This is a genomic window from Paenibacillus sp. E194 (assembly GCF_000935845.1).
Taxonomy (GTDB): Bacteria; Bacillota; Bacilli; order Paenibacillales; family Paenibacillaceae; genus Paenibacillus_B; species Paenibacillus_B alvei_B.
The window spans coordinates 1-17997 of the sequence record NZ_JMDX01000120.1; the positions used below are offsets into that span (position 1 = coordinate 1).

Genomic DNA, 17997 nt, shown 5'->3' on the forward strand with positions numbered 1-17997 from the left:
CTCCATTGTAAATTAACTTCCTTTCCTAACCAATGATGTCTATACTTAATGAAGTATACCAGATGAGGAGGCATTACTCGTGAAAAGATTATGTGTGTATTCCGGATCCAACTTGGGGACGCACCCCAACTTCGCCTCTAGCGCGCAAGCTCTAGGCCGTGTACTTGCTGAGAAGAACATTGAACTTGTATACGGCGGCTCCAAAGTCGGTCTCATGGGGGAAGTAGCCAATGAAGTGCTGCGCCTTGGCGGCAAGGTAACAGGCGTTATGCCTCGCGGATTGTTCCGAGGTGAAGTTGTACATACCAACTTGACTGAGCTCATTGAAGTAAAAGATATGCATGAACGCAAAAAAACGATGATCGATCTGTCTGACGGATTTATCTCGCTGCCAGGCGGATTCGGAACATTTGAAGAGCTGTTCGAGGTCATTAGCTGGGCGCAAATCGGCATTCATCAGAAGCCAATCGGCGTACTGAATGTGGAAGGGTATTTCACACCTATGCTGGAAATGGTTCGGCACTCCATCCAAGCAGGATTTGTTAAGCAAGAGCATGAATTGCTCATCCTCGCTTCTGCTGACCCTGCAGAGCTCGTTGAGAAGCTGCTTCAATATACACCGCCAGTATTCGGCAACAAATGGAGCCAGCTGGATTCTGAATCCGATAAATAGCTCCTGACTTTTCAACCTTGTCTAACATGATATACGCGAAAAATAGGTAACGCATCAACTCGTACAACTCATCATCCATGTTCATCTGTGGAAGCTCCAATGCGAGCTCCTCCACAGATCGGATGTGGTTCCCCCGTTTTCTTCCTGATGCATGCTCGAAGTCAACTAATTACTGTATCCGCCCAATCACCCCATCCTAACTTTCAGTATTTTTATTTCTCTATTTTTGCTTATTTCTTCTCACTTCTAACTCCTAACTTCCTCCTTTCCCATCTAAATTTCATTCCTACCTGCTTCTTATTTCAATGACATCTTCATCTTGGGAACTCCAATCATTTGCGTTATACTCAGGTAAGAGTGTAAAAACACGGTTTTCGGTTGGTAGTCCGAACGTTCCGGCATGCAAATGATCGGGATCAGTAACCTTCCCCCCTTGGGATGTCCCTCACTCTTTATGACAAAGGGGGAATGGAATGTGAAGTTAACCGTATTTTTTGAAGGTCCGTTCTGGATCGGCGTCGTCGAGGACACGGTCCACGGAAGACTGAAGGCTTGTCGCCATGTATTTGGCTCGGAGCCGAAGGACACTGAAGTGCTGCAATTCGTGGATTCACTCATGATGCCTCTCATAGAACGGGTTACGCAAGGAACTGAGCACGCTCAAGAACCACTGCGCCGCATCAATCCGAAGCGGCTGGCCAGACGCGCCGCTATGGAGATGACGCAGCGGGGTATTTCAACACAATCCCAAGAAGCACTGCGTCTTGATTATGAGAGCAGGAAGAAGGAGCGTGCATGCCATTCTCGGGAACAGCGCGAAGCCTTGCAGGAGAAAAAACGGAGCATTCGCATTCAAAAGCGAAAAGCGAAGCATAGAGGCAGATAATCTGCTGCTATGACGCAATCGCCCCGCGCAGCACTACTCTGTGCCGGGGCGATTGTTGTTCATGAACGCAACGTGTCAGAAGAAAATAAAATTGATGAGGGAGGACTCCGGTTCTCCTTTTTTTTCGTTAAATTCGCAAAAAATCTTTGTTGCTACGATGAGAAGTTGCAAGTGATAGGCTCGTCTATATCTATGAACAGACAACGACGAAGGAGGAGAGCCATGGGCTGCACCGAGTCAGACAAAGACATCATCGAGCAAATTCTTGCAGACAGGCAGGACTTATACGCGATTCTAGTCAATAAGTACAAGCAGCGAATGTACGGCCTGCTACGAGGGATGGGAGCGACTCATGAAGATGCCCAGGATATTGCGCAGGAAGCATTTATTAAGGCATACCGCAAGCTGGCGGATCATGATCGGAGCAGAAGCTTCGCGTCATGGTTGTATACCATTGTTGTTCGTACCTATCAGGATCGATTCAAACGCAAGCAGCTTGCAGTGGTCGAATGGGAACAAGAATCCTTGCTGGACGAGGCCACACCGGAAATGCTGTATCTGCGAACAGAATCCCAGCGGCATATACGGCAGTTCATTCAGCAATTGCCCCCAACGCAGCGAATGGTCATCCTGCTGCGCTATACGAATGAGTGCACCTATGAAGAAATAGGCGAGATCACGAATCTGTCCATGCATCAAGTGAAAAATGCGCTATATCGAGCTAAACAATCACTTAAGAAACTCATCGAACAAGGAGGGAGCCAGTATGTCAGAGAATTGCCTCACGCATGAACAGATGGAGGGGTTGATCGTGAATCGGCAGCTTGGTTCCGTCATGGATCATATCGAGAAGTGCACGCGCTGCCAGCATCTCTTGGAGGCATGCATGGAGGAACAGAGTGACATGCATCAAGCTCTTTATCCGGACAAGCTGGATGATTCTTTCACAGATCTCATCATGGCCGCCATTGAAGCAGATAAAAATCAATATGATGGCAATATAGGTGAAAAGGAGCCAAGCTTGGAACACATGGCTACTCCAGTGCCCACACGAAAAAAACGTTCGCGCAAGAAGTGGATCGCGGCAGTTATTTTTCTGTTTCTCGTCATTTCCAATGTCTTCGCACAACCAACTGTAGCGAATTGGATGAGATCGATGCTAGGTATGACTGCGGATATAGGATTAACACAAGCTGAAAAGCTTGGTATTCATCGCTTTGTTAATGTTGCCGTAAGAGATAAGGGCATAACGCTGGAGGTAAAAGAACTTGCGGTGGATACATCCAGGCTTGTCATCGTGCTTCGCGTGCTTGGACCTTATGGGATTGATCTGAATAATTTGTTCAGAACGGACACAATTGATGTGTTGGACAGCAACGGAAAGTCAATCGTTGATCCGAATGCAACGACAAGTATCGAAAATAGAAAAGATAAATGGTGGTGGGATGAATATCTGGTGATCGACATGGGGCTAAAGGAGACCCTTGCTGGCGATCATATCACGATTCGGGGGAATGTTGATCATTTTGATTTCAAAAGATGGGATTGGCGTGTAAACGGAAATTGGAGCTTTGAAATAGGCATGGATATGAGGTCGGCAAGAGAACAAATGAAAATGATTCCGTTAGAAGGGGAATACGTTGCGCCTGATGGTACCCGAATTAAGCCTACGCGAATCATTCATCATGCGAGTGCATTCCAAATTGAATTTAGGACCCAACTGCCTCCTAATGCTGCTCCGCCTATAGAAGGATTAAGCGAAAATTATTATCATGAAATAGGATTCTATTTGCAAGAACAGAGTGGTCGGAAAATTGCGAGTAGTGGTTACTATAGAGACAAATCTTCAAGCGAGCCAGCGGCATTCCCGCTGCGTACAAGCTGCGATGTCGAGGAAAGCAAAAAAGTCGTGACCTGCACCTACACATTTGGTCAGCTCACGGAGCTGCCCGAGCAAGCTGAACTCGTAATCGACAATTATCATTACCCTATTTATACGAATGATTCGATATCGCTCGAAGTCAAAGACCTGCAATCCAATCCAGCAGTCTTTAAAACAAGGGGTGATGAAATTCGCATAGGCGGGGTAAATGGAATTCGTGATTCGTTTGTCAGTAAGGCAGAAGGGATAAAGCCCTCACTATGGCTGAAGGCATCGGGAAGGTACTCCAATGAAACATCTGGTGATCAGTGGACAGCTCGTGATGAACATGGGCATGAATTTACAGTATACCTGCTTGGAAGCTATGGGGAATCGGAAGATGCTTACCGAAAATATTCTGGTGAAATGGTAATTGGTGGGTTGAATCATATTCCCAAGAAATTGACGATTACCCGTACGGCGACAGATATGAGGTACCAAAACATCAAATGGTCGATGAAACTGCCAAATTTAAGCCGTAATCTCTAGAGGGTCGAACAAATCATATAATTTTCCAATCCAATCTACTTTTTCATTCAATATCTTCAAGCATAAAAAAATCGGGTCAGGCATACACCGTGCCGTATCGCATGGTGTTGCCTAACCCGATTTTACATTTATTATTTCTATATATGTTCATTTATTCATTATTTATATACAACGTAATGCAACAGCGAGAATCCAGCCGCATCCCCGTTCAGTACCTCTTCATCTTATACTTACGAGATAAACCGAACCGAAATCCGCTTACATCTCACCCTTGCGATTAGGCATGTTGTTTTGCAGGGCGACGCTCCAGCTGAGTTCTCAGCTCATCCAACTGTGCCAACAGCTGCTGCGAGATCTCATTCATTCGCCGATAGGATACTGTCGCTGCATCGCGGCTGCCATTATCCATCTGACGAGCAGCTTCGCCTGCCAGGCGATGAAGTACCTCATGCTGCCCCACCATATCCTTGAACAGCGGGAGATGGGCCACTGGCGAATCGCTTCGCTGCTGCTCTGCTGCAATCCATTTGCCAAGCCGGCATTGATGGAAGTCCTCCATGACAGCAGGATCACTCTCATCGAAGCCGAGAAGTCGGTTATACGTGCACCATTTCCATAGTAAATGATCGGTCTTCATAATTCGAATCCATTGTGCATCATCGATATGACGGAACCATTCAAGCGATTGCTTGCGCAATGTCTCAACCGATTGGCTGGTTGTATAGAGATGCTGACCGGTAGCATTGGCCATAGACATCATTTCTTCTGTATTCTTCACAATGCCAGTCATGCTGGCTGTAATTTCTTGTGTAGCATCCGCTTGTTGTTCGACAATGGAAGCGATTGCATCCTCCGAAGAACCTACCTCTTCCACCGATTGCATCATACGATCCAACTGCTCGAAAGCGCTTTTATTTTTATGATGCTGGATATCCATTTGCTCTGACATATCCCGAGTCCGCGCTTGCACCGCTGTAGCCATGCCTTGAATGCTCTCAATGACATCATACACATCATGAACGGCCTGCTTCGTTTGATCAGACAGTTTGCGAACTTCCCCAGCCACGACAGCGAAGCCGCGTCCTTCTTCCCCAGCACGTGCTGCTTCGATCGAAGCGTTCAGCGCGAGCAGTTGTGTCTCTCCAGCGACCGTGTCGATTAACTGCACGACGTCCGTTAACTTTTGCATGGAACGCTGCAATTGGTCAAAGCGAGTGCGTGTATCTAAGAACAAATCATTCATCTTCTCGAAGCCTTCGATAGTCTCTTCAACAATCTTCCGATTCTCCTGAAGCGCCGCTATCATATTCACCGTATTCGTAGCAGAATCTGCCGTCTGCACGGACACCTCTTCGATGGAAGCTGTCAATTGCTCGGTAGCAGCCTGAATGTCCAATACATCTTGAAGGGATCGCTCGGCAGCGATCAACAGTGTGTGCAGTCCATCAGACTGAATTAACATTTCCATAATGTCGCTATTGTTGTCCATCAGGCGATATTCCGTTGCAGACTGATAGGATTCCAATACAATTTGGGCATCCAGCATCACAATCCGGTGAAGCGCCATTAAGATCGCAGATGCATCATTTGAACGGAAATCATTCACGATGATGGGAACCAAGTACTCATATACGCGCAAGAACGAGGCAATGAACCATTCCGGCTCTAATTGTATGCGGCTGTGCACCTGCCCAATTCGCTCTCTCATTCGCACGTATTCTTCATCGAATGCAACCTGAGGGATCGATTGCAAATAGGCGATAAATGTTCCCTTGAGCCTTGCCCTAGTACTGTGCTGATCGATCATTCGCTTCATTTCTGGAAGTCCGAACAGTAAATCATAGTGGCGGTCTGTGATCGCTTCTGCGTACTTTTCCATGTAGGGAGCCAAACGACGCAGACATTCGGCATCTTTCGATGTGATTTGTAAGAAATTCATCTTTGTTCGTAGGGAATCCAATGCAACAATATCGGATTCGGTTATCGAGTGAGGTAACATCGGTTTTCGGAGAATCACCGAATTCATCCCTTTCTCTCTCTAGTGGTTGTTGATGTTTCCATAATTAATAGAATGCATATCCCCCTAAGTAATAGTACCATATCATTGATCATGACAAAACTGTAAGCTAACGTAAGTCAAATCAATAGATATGCTCCCTATAAATCTACTACAATGGAGTTAACATACAATTATGAACAACCTTACCTATTTATCGGCGGAAGGAGGACCACCTATGAGCAACACATCGCGATTCCAACCGCGTCCAACACGATGGAAACTAGCTGTTACCTTGCTTATCATCTGCCTGATGGCGCAACTGCTAGCTGGGTGTGCGTGGGGCGGCAAGAGTGAGGGCAAAGCGAAGAAGGAGAATGCCTCCAGCTCACCGATTCAATATCAGATAAATGCCAAATGGAATGAGCAGACCCGTACGATACAATCGCAGGCCGTCGTTACGATTCGCAACGTATTTAATCGCAACCTTAATGAGCTAGTCTTCCATTGGTTCGCCGACAGCTACCGCAAACCAGAAACGATGCCTGTTCAATTCAAGCAGCGCAACGAACAAATTCGCAATCAATCTCCTCAGGATGATGCCCATAGCAGCCATAGCATCGATGATCGGTTCTTCGGGGGGATAACGACGAAGAAAGTAACGACTCTAGAGGGCAAAGCACTGCAATTTAAGCATGCAAACCAGTCGATGACGGTCACGCTTAACAAGGGGCTTGCTCCTAATGAGAGCGTATCGATTCGCATTCATTATGAGGTCCAAGTCCCGTATGGCGCACAGCGGTTATCCTATACAGATGATTATGTTGGCGGTACTTACTGGACGCCGCAGCTAGCCGTCTTCGATTCGATTCAAGGAGGTTGGAACCGGGTTCCGAACAATCCGAAATATAAGAGTGACTTCTTCTATGCTGCGGATTACGATGTGCACTTGAATATGCCTGCCTCATGGAATGTCGCGATGACGGGCAGCATGATTGACCAGAGCGTGGAGAATGAGAGGAAAATTGTTCATTCGAAAGTGCAGAATGTCCGTCATTTCGGCTTCTACGCGAGCCCGAAATATATAGAGACGAAGATTGATCTGCCTAGTGGCGGACAACTGTCTGTATTCACCTTTGAGCAGCCGGATGAGGAACAGATGAAGAAGTATACAGCAGCGCTGCAGGATGCAATCGGATTCTATTCCGATAAGATTGGAACATTGCCAATCAAGCATTGGAAATTCGCCGAAGCCCCATTCCCCGAAATGACGGACAGCCTGAACGAAGTAATCTTGTTCAATCGTCTCGGTGCAGCGGGTAATGAGCAAGGTGTGCTGTCACAGGATGTGCTGCGATCGATTGCCAAGCAATGGTTCTCACTTGCGATCGGACATAATGCGCTTACGGAAGGGTTTTTGGAAGAGGGATTATCTGAATTCGCAGCGCAATACTATCGTCACGAACAGGAGGGAGCACCTTGGGCGATGTCGATATGGAACGGACAGTATCCGAATCTATCATCGCTGGATACATGGACGGATCCAGATGCCGGAGCCCTCGTCATCCCATCCGAGCAATGGCCAGCCGTACTGTTCCAGAAGCAGGTAACGACTCCCGCGTTCCATGTCGGCCAATATTCTGAACTGCTCTACCGCGTCAAGGGCGCTGCCCTAATGGTGCAATGGGTGCAGAAGAGCGGCACCGAAGCGCTGGACATCGTCTGGCACAAGTATTTCCAACGTTACAACGGACGGATGGCTACCATTGACGGATTTACGAATCTGATCGGCAGCACACTTGGAGATGCAAGAAAGTCAAACATGCAGGAACTGCTGTCGATGACAAGTCCGAAGCCGCTTGCGTAAGTGTTATCGAATAATAATTATAGAACGGTCTGAAATCATCCTTATCCTAACAATGAATAAAGGGGCAGCATATGCTGCCCCTTTTGCATGCTTATTGGTTGTTTGGGACTTGGACTGGACTACTTGGACTACCCCTCCGTCATCCTACATTCATCAGCGGGCAGTTCGGTTCTATCTCTGAAGCTGGGCCTCTCGTCCAAGCTCTACATGGCCGCTTACGAACCACTCTTGTTCGAGTCTGTGCAATTCCGCGCACATCCGATGAACGACCTGGCCATCCACACGACCGCTTTGTGCAGCCATTAAGAACACGTTCTTCAACTTATCCGCCCTGCGGGCAATGTCTCGCAGCAGTTGTACCCAAGGATATTCACTTGACACTAAGCTCTCTGCGAAGCAGGAGTAAGCATAACGGGAACCTGCAAGAAATTTGAACGCATGAGAATGACAGTCGTACAGTTCCTTCCATTCTGGGAAGAATTCCGGCTCCGGCTGATTCACCGTCCGGCAGATCATATCAAAGAACGCTGCATCGTCATGAAGCCCACGCTGACGCTCTAGGAAACGCTCCATGATCTGCTTCTTATCTACTGAATCATTCCGCTCGGGCCGGCGTACAAGGAACACCTGTCTATCTTCTAGATGTACATAAGGACTGTCTACCATTCGACGGAAGTCAGTCTCTGGTACGAATCCTTCGAATTCGGGATAAGTATCACGCACCCAGTAACCTGCTCCGGCTGTGCAATTGTCCAGCTCAGAGTCTAGGCTAGACGTGCTTAGGCCCTGAACCCACACCGAATGAACCGATTCCGGATGCCCGTAGAATCCTGGCTTCACATATGGCGACTCACCGCATACGATCCAGAGAAAGGCCGCTTGTTCTGAATAGTCGACGTCTTGCAAAATGGTATCGGCATCTTCATATGTCGCATACTGCACTTCATCATAGGCGACTCCGATTAGCCCCAGTTCAGACGGGACAAGGCACGGGGATTCATATAACCATGGAAGCTTCTTATTTACATATAAGTGCTCATAAATCGAGCTCGTGCTCTCCCATGCATTGTAGTACAACAGCTCAACGGGAACTCCCCACTTCTGCAGCGCAATCGATACTTGAACATTCCGACAATCGAGGAAGCCTTCTTCATAGCGCTGTCTTTCTTTCACTAACGTCTGTGCCTGTTCAGTCTCAGCCATTCGACCTCACCTTCCTTCGTTACTTCCATCCTTCATGTTCTTCCTACCTTCCACACGAATCCGTTCCTCGTCTAGCTTCCAGCGCTGCTATATCCAACTACTGCCCGCTTCCAGCACCATCTCGTTATGAGAAGCAGCAGGATCGGTGCTGCAATAGCCCACACTATATCCCATGCGGCCAGCTCATGAAGCACAAACTTCGGAGCATAGTTGCTAATTAGAAAAATTGGAATCACGTACACGCCGATACGCTGCAGCCACCGTGGGAATATATCTAATGGCATATTGTTCGCGTCCCAAATCGAATGGGCAATCTCGGTCACCGCACCAGTCTGAACGAAACGGAACGCAAGCAGCGCAGGCAGCAGCATGATGCCATACGTGACAAGCAGCGCAGATAACAGCAAGGCAAAGAAGCCAACGATATTGCCGTCCAGCGGCAGACCTGCACGATGCCAGCCGATGCCGATCATAACCGCCCCGGCGATGACATTCGGGATAGGCAGACCAATATCGACATAGCGCAGCGACACAAGAAATTGCAGCGATATTGGTTTCGTCAACATTAGATCAAGCGTACCGTCGCGTACATATTGCTGCAATCGAATGAAATTCACATAGAACAATCCCATGTAGAGCCCTGTCATCATCGTATAAGTGCCAATGAACAGCAGAATATGATCTGGCGTCAAGCTTCCGATATGCAGATCGGTCTGATACACAATTAGAATATATAAGGCCTTAGCACAGAGGAAGGCGATCTCCACGGCAATGCCCATCCAGAAGTTGAATCGATATTCCATGCTTGCAGCGAGGCAATTCTTTACGAACACGCCGTATAAACGCAAGTAACTTCTCACACCGTCAGCCCAAGAACGACACCAAGATAACGAGTACCACTTTGTTCTCATCCCATCTTCAACCTCCCAGCCCGATGTACCGCTTAAGCCCGGCTCGCCAAGCGAGGTGTGCTGCTCCTGCAAGCAGAGCGATCCAGCCGCATTGGATAAGCAGTCCCGTTAACGCTTCTCCCTCGCTCAATCGACCGTTCAGCACATTGACCGGGAAGTAAATGGTGTACTTGAACGGGAGCAAATTGAACCATCCATTAAGCGTATCGCCGAATACCTCAAGCGGTACGATGCCGCCGCTTAGAATTTGTACAATAAGACCTGTGATCACAAAGAAGTACGAGATCTCTGCAAGACGAAACGCTAAGGCGCATATGGCGTAGGAGAGTAGAAACTGTACGGCTGCCGCAAGCAAAAGCGCAGCAGCAAATAAAGCGATGCGGCTTGAAGACAGCACAGCATGGCCATAACGGGAAGCGGCAAACAGTACGGCTGCAACTAAGCCGAGCAGGATACTGTCCGTCACGACGCGGCTCCCTGCATAAGCTGATACCCGATACCAGAAGTAACTAATGGGGCGAATTAAATAAGCGTTCAGACCGCCGCTCTTAATGTCTTCGGCGATTGTGTGTTCCAGCTGTGTCATGACGAACTTCGCAATAAGACCGGATAGAATCGTATACAGGATCATTTGTCCGTAGTCATATCCGTAAAGTGTGTGCTGCTCCGAATTGCGGTACACCGCGCTCCAGATCAGGGACTGAATGCCGATCGGAAAGAAGAGACTGATGAGTCCAATGATGAACTGGAACCTGTATTCGAGCGAAGATTGAAATCCGATCCCGAAGGCGGCAGCATACTTGCCGCCCTTCCGCCGATTGGATGTTGATTCCACCCTATCGTCGCCCCGTTGATTAGGGCCATCCTCATTAGGTTTATCCTTCTGCTGCATGTCGTTCTGCTCCGGAAGCTTCCCCATCCGTCTCTTCCCCTTCTCGTTCTGCACATTTTGCTTCATATAGTTGTTCGATGACTTCCTCGATTGGAACGTCCTCGACCGTCCAGTCTTCAACGAGATCATGATCCAGCAGCAATCGTGCCAGCGGCTTCACCTCATCCGCTGCCACTTCCAATTCAGCCGACATTCCTTGATGCTCCCGCACCTCGGCAAGAAGACGAACAAGGTCTTGCAGGTGCTCAGGCGGAACGAATGCAGTAAATCGTACTTTCATTCGCTTGCGCCGTCCGAATGATCCGCTCATCCGCGCAAGCTCCCCATCATAGGCAATTTCTCCGCTATGAATCACGAGCGCCCTGCTGCATACATGCTCGATGTCACGCATGTAATGGCTTGTTAAGAGGATTGTCGCTTTCTTCTCCTCCTTGTAGGCCTTTAGGAACTGGCGAACATTTTGTTGTGCGGCAAAATCGAGGCCGAGCGTAGGTTCGTCAAGGAACAGTAATTGGGGCCGATGAATAAGCGCCGCAATCATCTCCATCTTCATCCGTTCACCTAGCGATAATCGCCGCACCTGCACACCTAGCAAATGCGTAACGTCTAGCATTTCAGCAAGCTCATCCAGCGTTTTGCGGTACTCCAGATCGTCCACGCCATAGATGCATTTGTTCAAATAAATCGATTCATTCGCCGGCAAATCCCACCACAGCTGACTCTTCTGCCCCATAACAATTGCGAAGCGGCGCTTGAACGCTTGCTGGCGCTCCCACGGCACGTAGCCGAGTACACGTGCTTCCCCATCCGTTGGATGCAAGATACCAGACAACATCTTCAGCGTGGTGGTCTTCCCCGCCCCATTCGGACCAATGAATCCGACCGCTTCCCCCTGCTCAATCTCAAATGAGATAGAAGAAACGGCATGACGGTACAACTGTTCCCGATGAAATAGATTCCGAATGGAATGTGTTAGGCCGCTCTGCTTGCGGTAATAGGCGAATGTCTTGCTTAATCCTCTAACCGTAATCGCACTCATGGGAGCCTTCTCCTTTCCGTCAGCGTTTAAGCGCCATTGTTGTACAGAAGCACGCACTTCGAGCATACCGGCGTTAATCCGCAAGACAATACTTCGCGCTGCTTGTTGTAGCTCTCTCCGTGGAAGACTTCTTTCAAACTGGAATCACGCAAATCTGCAATCGTGAATTCCGGGAAGAACTTGCATGGATTCACCTTGCCGTTAGGCAGCACATCCATACGTGTAGATAAGGCCAGACACTCCTTCCGGCGCATGCCCGGACGCTCAGTGCCGATAATGAACTCTCGTACCTCTTCAGCTTCTAATGCAGGTTGAAAACGAATGCGATTATTCCAGACGCGTGAACGCAATTTCTCCATCTCCGCAAGCAGCGGCTCTAAGTTCTCCGGTGACAAATGATATGTGAACGAATGCCAGCTCTTCTTCATCGGATCGTGGGCCGCTTCCAGCCACCCGAAATGCTCAGCAAAGTACGTATCCATTCGCTCTGCGACAGCCTCTGGAATATACCATGGGAAGACAAAATAAACGGAATTGACCCCCACTTCTTCGAAATATTCCATGAACTCGTACAGGCGAGTTACCATCGCGTCATTGATCGTCAGGCTGATCGATACATCCCCCTTGAACTCACCCGAACGCTTCTTATCCAGCAACAGCTGTATGGCTGCCATTACCTTCTGGAAGATCCCTCGTCCGCGAATCGCATCATTCTCCTCCTCGAACCCTTCCAGACTAGCCAGCAGCGTGACACCCTCCGGCAGCTTAAGCAGCGATTCCAGCTTCTGCTCGACCAGAACCGCATTCGTGCAGATCGTCGCAATGCGAGGATCTGTCGCCAGCAGCTCGCACAGTTCATCCAGCTTCGAGTACATGAGCGGCTCACCGCCCCACAGGAACATGCGCGAGCGGTAAGGTCTAGTTTCTTCGAATATTTTCTCGATTAACGAGAATTCGATTTCTCTTCGGGCTTCCTGACGCTCTAATTCATGATGGTAACCATCGGGATTCCACTCGAAGCAGTGCTTGCAACGTAAATTGCAGCCATTGTTCAATTTAATGCCAATATCCCTTGGCAGATCAAAGGCGAAGGAAGGATCCTCCTTCAGGCCTCGGCTTCCCGTGCTCATATTATGAAGCGTCTGCTTCAAGGAACGGAACTCTGTCCGCGTTAACGTCGCACTTGTCTTCGGTTGCATCATGCATACATCCCTCCGAAATCAGATAGTGAAAGCGTTTTGCTTTTTAAATGATGGTGCAGCTCATGCAGCATTTCCCAAGAACAATCCGCCTCTAGCCAGCGTTCATAGGAAATGCCGAAGCCGAGTTGTTCCCATAGCTCTGCATTTGCCCGTTCGTGTTCGCCGAATGGCTCAAGGTAAATTAGCGGGGTGGCGGATGACAGTGAATCGATGAGTGTTCCGCCACCGGGCTTGCTGACAATGGCCAAGCTGTTTCGAATCACATCATACAGCAGCGGCCCGTTCGTTCCCCGTTCGTAGGTTAGCGGTTCATTCCGTTTCCATTCGGCCATTGGCGGATAAGCAGTATCAATTTGATTGGTTAGAGTGGATTGAGCAGTCTGATTGGTTGGTGCAGCTTGATTGGTTGGAGCAGCTTGAATAGTCCGATCATACAACAGTGATTCCTCCAGCCACGGGTGCCAATTCGGATCGGTCATATAGATTCGGTCGCATGGCAGCGCATCTTGTACTTCCTCCGAATGATATGCCACGATGGCAAGTGAGTAATGGCGCTGGAGATTCGCAATCTTGCTCCGATAAGTACCGATCCCCCAGCCACCTCCGTGAACGACAATCCGTCTCTCGCGTTCTGGATAGGGAACGAATTCTGTATCCGACATGGCCAATTTGGCATGAAGTTCGCTTGTACCTTCTCTCCCCAGTCGGTACAGCCAATGATGGCGATAGCGGGGATATACATCTTCATATGGACGATAGGATGGCGTATCGACTGCATCCAGCCGTAAGAACTCTACGCGTATTGGTTCAGGATGCATCATCTTCTCATATCGCTGCAGAACAGGTATCCAGAACCCTGTCACAGCAAGGAAGGCTGACCTTCCCTCATCCCTCCATCGCTGAAGCAGATTCGCTACGGCCGCCTCATCCAGCGTCAGACCAATATCTCGCGCCATCCGGGTTCCCATCTTGGCTGCCTCGAAGCTATTGTGAAATAGCTGCTTCGTACGAATCATGTTGTGGCGTGTCTCCTCCGGGAATAGACGCTCCAGCACTTCGGCTTCTGCTAGGATCCCGCGCCGCCTGAGCTGTTCTACAAGCCGAATGCCCGGTACATAAGCGCCAAGCGAATTTCCCGAGGTCAGAATGGTAATGAGTGAGGTATTTAGCAGTGTGAACACCTACCTTACGATCGATGCTGTTCCATCTTATCTATGAATAAATCCGGTAGCCGAATGACAAAAGCGCTTGATGAAGCTGACTGCCTAACGACTCACTCTCGGCAGCGTTATCCGCAACAAGTGACACATACCAGCGTCCTGAGCGGTTATGAATGGTTGGTGAGAAGAGCGTGTTTGCAGACAATGGCATCACGCCCGTACGACGTTCCGACGTGTATAACAGTTCTAGTTCATCCAACTCTGTCAACAATTGCTCGAATTGAGCGCTGGAGCTAGACAAATCTTGATCGGCGGTTCCTGCGGTTCTTGCGTTTTCTTCTACTATGCTCCTAAGTTGCATACTCGATTGCTGCTCCCGTTCAGGGAGCCCAAGCTGAAGACAGGTCAAGAAGCTGCGCTGCCCCCAGCGTTCCAAGTGGGCGTCTAAGCAATGGTTAAGCATTCCCATGGAATGTCGGGCGTTAATCTCCACTACTGGATACACTTCACCGTTGTCCAGCAGCATAGAGTCGACGCATACGGGCCCGAAATATCCGTCAATATACATCTGAGCGGCCAACCGTTCCATTTGTTCGAAGTAACCTACTTCTGCTAATCGGTTCACTAAATATGCATCCGCTGCATACGAACCGCCATAATTCAGCTGTCTATTCACCATTCGCTGCACGCCCAGCAGTTCCGCCGATCCGTTCGATGCGATATACAATTGGCAAGAGAAGTCCGCCTGCTTATTCAGCCAGGGCTCAACGATCAACTGTACCTGCTTGCCTGCCCGCTCCTGTGCACGTAGATAATCAATGAGGCGAGTAAGAAGTGCCGGAGCGTCGACGACTAGATTTCCGCTACCTGATACCCCGTAGGGATCCTTCAAGATGAGCTTGCCGTGGCGATTGAGCAATTCAGCACCAATCTGCTGCACGGCATCCGTTCCCTCTGCGAACCTGCCTGGAGGGTTCATATCTAATTGCTGCGCGAGACGAAGCGAATACGCCTTCGAATTCACCTCTTTAACGGCTTCCGCATCAGGAATTGCGCTGTCCAGACCATACTTCTGGGCAAGCTCCTCCACAGAAGGAATGACCGCATAAGCTGCAAGAGGGAGTTCCTGCATCAATCTCTTCCATTTCGGCTCTGTGCATTGTTCCGATACGAGTTGGAATACATCCTTATTCCTTTGCTCGTTCCCGTTCGTCTGAGCGTTGCTGCATGTCAACGAACGGAAATGAAATCCTGAATCATGCAAATAGACTGCTTGAGCCGCATTCCGTGGATGACGGGTCACGGCGATGCCATTTTCCCCGCACAATGGGAACAGAAGCTCGTCCATATAATCGACAGCAGCGTGCTCTTGTACTGGCCGAAGAGATGGCAGCTTCGCCAGCTCGGAAGGGCGCCAATAGGCTTCTGCATCAAACATGCCCATGACAAGACGCGGCCCATCATAGAGCGGCATTGATCTAAGCAGCAGTTCCTCCGGGAGAGGACTACGCATGCAGCTGCACCTCAGCGCCAAGTGATTCCAGAAATCCTAAGAAGGCCCGAGCCGTCTGCAAGTGCTCGTAATCGAACCGCTCAAAATCCATTTGCACGTTGAACTGCTCCTCTACCTTCAACATGAGCTGAATCAGTTGAAGCGAATCGAGGCCCACCTCATCAATCAGGTTCGTTCCGGGAGTAAGCTTCAGCTCCCAAGATGCATCTTCCTTCACTTCGCCCACCATGCGTGCCAACTTTTTGATCGCGTTCACATAACCACTCCTATTCCATATAACTAGATATCTAGAACCTTAATCTTAATCATTATAAGAGGAAGCAATGTAAAAATATAACTCTTTTTCTCTTAATTTTATGTAAATTTTCAAATTCACACGCATTTATATCAATTCTCATCTGTACGCTATGTTCAGAATTTATAAGCATGTTGAAATGTATTTTTCTAATTGATAAGCTCAACTGCACCTTGACTTAGAGTCCCATATATTCGCGATTGCTCGAGCCTGTTGGGTTACTTACATAATTCAATTGAAATAGCAGCCCGATATTTACTAAAGCCGTTTGATAGTACGATTCATCGATAAAAAAAGCACCTTCATAGCTTCTTATAATAATCGCTTTAAATACGTTTACTATGTCCACTAAAAAGATGCTCATTTCTTCTATTTACTTATTATTAACTTCTTATCTATAACGCTTAATAAATTCCACGGCCTTGCGGATGTCTACTTCTGGTGTTGCGCCTGCTTCACGCTCAATCGTTAAATAGCCTTTGTAGCCGATATCAACGAGCGCTTGGAAGTATGCATCGAAGTCAACCTTGCCTTCGCCAAGCGGCAACTCTTCGAATGGACCGCTCGTTGCCATTTCCGCAATCTTCTCATGCGACATTGGCTCGAACCCCAACATGCCGTATACGGTACGTGGATCAACCTCACGCAGTCTCACGCCGTCCTTCACGTGCGTATGCACGATATAATCTTTCAACGTGTGAACGCCTTGTACCGGATCATCCCCTGTAACCATGACCATATTCGCAGGGTCGAAGTTGACAGCTACCCCTTTGCCAGTCAATGTATCGAGGAAAGACTTCAAGTGTGCAGCAGGCTCTGGTCCCGTCTCAATAGCGAAGTGTGCGCCAAGGCTGTTCGCATATTGGCTCAACTCCTCACAAGATTGCTGCATCGCTTCGAAAATGTAATTCTGCTCATGCGGCACGATACCGATATGCGTCGTTACCACATTGGTTCCCAGATCAAGAGCCAAGTCCAGAATACGCTTGGACTTCTCCACCTTAGCCGGATTCGCCTCCTTGTCTTGGAAGCCGTGTCCGCCCAAGTCACCGCACAATGCAGATATGTGCAGACCGAGTGATTCAATATAACTGCGCATTTCTTTACGTGCTTGAGGCGACAGGTTTGCCGGATCCATTTCTCCGCTAACCGCATAGATTTGGACACCGTCAGCGCCCACTTCCTTAGCTTTCACCAATGCTTCCCTTACAGGAATGCGGAAGCTATCTGTAATGACTCCGATAGGGTTCGTAATTATCGTCATGGTATTCGCTCCTTCGATCATAATGGTACTGCAACGGCTGCATTTTCATTAATCGCTTTGACTTTTCTTAGGAATAAACAACTTCTGTTCCTTTGGTGCTAGACTCATAAATGCCGCACAAAATCTTCATCATTTCTACGCCATCCTCTGCTGGGCAGATCGTCTCTGTGCGACCTTGCACACAATCGATGAAATGATCGACTTCGCCTTGGAAGCCATTGTTGAAGTCAAATGTCAGATGATCGATTTGCGGCGTCATGTTCAAGATTGTGTTATGCTTCTCGCCAATGATCTTCAACTCAGGCTCTACTTCAGCGCCACCCTTGTCGCCGAACAATTTTACATACATATCATCCTTCTGCACATGAAGCGAGAAGCTGCAGTCCACCGCAAGGGATGCACCATTTTCAAAGCGGATAAGCGCATTTGCCATATCCTCAACCGTGTTCGCCTTGCCACCGTCATAATCCGCTGCCTTATAGAAGTCCAAGTGCTCGATGTGGTTGCGATTGCCAAGCTTATAATACGCATTGCCGCTAACTGATTTCACCTTCGGCTTGCCCATCAAGTACCAGCACAGGTCGATTACGTGAACGCCGATATCGATCAGCGGTCCGCCGCCAGAGCGTTCCTTATCGCTGAACCCAGCCGCCTGGGTTGCCAAGACGGCGAATGCAGGATGCCTT

15 protein-coding genes and 1 pseudogene are annotated in these 17997 nt (G+C 48.7%); 5 read left to right on the forward strand and 11 right to left on the reverse strand.

The genetic code is table 11. From position 1 onward, the window contains the following. Positions 1 to 79: 79 nt before the first annotated feature. From AZ66_RS16845 to AZ66_RS16860, 4 genes are all read left to right on the forward strand, one after another. The gene (locus AZ66_RS16845) at positions 80 to 673 is read left to right on the forward strand and encodes a TIGR00730 family Rossman fold protein (RefSeq protein ID WP_044355891.1); all 594 of its coding nucleotides are present in this window, start codon (positions 80 to 82) and stop codon (positions 671 to 673) included. Between the two features lie 475 nt (positions 674 to 1148). Beyond that, positions 1149 to 1559: a YjdF family protein gene (locus AZ66_RS16850; RefSeq protein WP_044355892.1), complete on the forward strand. Its 411-nt coding sequence runs from the start codon at positions 1149 to 1151 to the stop codon at positions 1557 to 1559. Positions 1560 to 1781: 222 nt separating this feature from the next. Continuing rightward, positions 1782 to 2351, forward strand: coding sequence for an RNA polymerase sigma factor (locus AZ66_RS16855; RefSeq protein ID WP_044355893.1), 570 nt, complete (start codon positions 1782 to 1784; stop codon positions 2349 to 2351). Continuing rightward, on the forward strand, positions 2326 to 3969 hold the full coding sequence (locus AZ66_RS16860) for a DUF4179 domain-containing protein (RefSeq protein WP_044355894.1): 1644 nt from the start codon (positions 2326 to 2328) through the stop codon (positions 3967 to 3969). Before AZ66_RS16855 ends, AZ66_RS16860 begins: the two co-directional genes overlap by 26 nt. Positions 3970 to 4246: 277 nt before the next feature. Here AZ66_RS16860 and AZ66_RS16865 read toward each other — a convergent pair whose 3' ends face one another. Beyond that, a complete protein-coding gene (locus AZ66_RS16865; protein WP_044355895.1) occupies positions 4247 to 5995 on the reverse strand; it encodes a protoglobin domain-containing protein in 1749 nt (582 codons plus the stop codon). 208 nt (positions 5996 to 6203) lie between these two features. On the opposite strand from AZ66_RS16865, the gene AZ66_RS16870 reads away from it, so the two are divergent. Further along, positions 6204 to 7832 (forward strand): hypothetical protein, encoded by a 1629-nt coding sequence (locus AZ66_RS16870; protein WP_044355896.1) that lies wholly within the window; start codon positions 6204 to 6206, stop codon positions 7830 to 7832. 171 nt (positions 7833 to 8003) lie between these two features. On the opposite strand, the gene AZ66_RS16875 is transcribed toward AZ66_RS16870, so the two are convergent. The 10 genes and pseudogenes from AZ66_RS16875 to AZ66_RS16920 all read right to left on the reverse strand — a co-directional run. Then, on the reverse strand, positions 8004 to 9035 hold the full coding sequence (locus AZ66_RS16875; RefSeq protein ID WP_044355897.1) for a hypothetical protein: 1032 nt from the start codon (positions 9033 to 9035) through the stop codon (positions 8004 to 8006). 71 nt (positions 9036 to 9106) lie between these two features. Continuing rightward, positions 9107 to 9946, reverse strand: a complete 840-nt coding sequence (locus AZ66_RS16880) for an ABC transporter permease (RefSeq protein ID WP_044355898.1) — start codon at positions 9944 to 9946, stop codon at positions 9107 to 9109. Positions 9947 to 9953: 7 nt separating this feature from the next. Beyond that, on the reverse strand, positions 9954 to 10865 hold the full coding sequence (locus AZ66_RS16885; protein ID WP_082061629.1) for an ABC transporter permease: 912 nt from the start codon (positions 10863 to 10865) through the stop codon (positions 9954 to 9956). Continuing rightward, positions 10822 to 11877, reverse strand: a complete 1056-nt coding sequence (locus AZ66_RS16890) for an ABC transporter ATP-binding protein (protein ID WP_044355899.1) — start codon at positions 11875 to 11877, stop codon at positions 10822 to 10824. Before AZ66_RS16890 ends, AZ66_RS16885 begins: the two co-directional genes overlap by 44 nt. A gap of 26 nt (positions 11878 to 11903) precedes the next feature. Then, the gene (locus tag AZ66_RS16895; RefSeq protein ID WP_044355900.1) at positions 11904 to 13079 is read right to left on the reverse strand and encodes a radical SAM protein; all 1176 of its coding nucleotides are present in this window, start codon (positions 13077 to 13079) and stop codon (positions 11904 to 11906) included. After that, positions 13076 to 14260 (reverse strand): hypothetical protein, encoded by a 1185-nt coding sequence (locus AZ66_RS16900; protein WP_231586910.1) that lies wholly within the window; start codon positions 14258 to 14260, stop codon positions 13076 to 13078. The genes AZ66_RS16895 and AZ66_RS16900 overlap by 4 nt, the downstream gene beginning before the upstream one ends. Before the next feature lie 31 nt (positions 14261 to 14291). Next, positions 14292 to 15752 (reverse strand): hypothetical protein, encoded by a 1461-nt coding sequence (locus tag AZ66_RS16905; protein ID WP_044355901.1) that lies wholly within the window; start codon positions 15750 to 15752, stop codon positions 14292 to 14294. Next, the gene (locus tag AZ66_RS16910) at positions 15745 to 16008 is read right to left on the reverse strand and encodes an acyl carrier protein (RefSeq protein ID WP_021261941.1); all 264 of its coding nucleotides are present in this window, start codon (positions 16006 to 16008) and stop codon (positions 15745 to 15747) included. The genes AZ66_RS16905 and AZ66_RS16910 overlap by 8 nt, the downstream gene beginning before the upstream one ends. A 430-nt stretch (positions 16009 to 16438) precedes the next feature. Beyond that, positions 16439 to 17311 carry a sugar phosphate isomerase/epimerase family protein gene (locus tag AZ66_RS16915; RefSeq protein ID WP_044355902.1) on the reverse strand — a complete coding sequence of 291 codons (873 nt, stop codon included), beginning with the start codon at positions 17309 to 17311 and terminating at the stop codon, positions 16439 to 16441. Between the two features lie 67 nt (positions 17312 to 17378). After that, positions 17379 to 17997 (reverse strand): annotated as a pseudogene (locus tag AZ66_RS16920) (Gfo/Idh/MocA family protein); the annotation flags it as partial.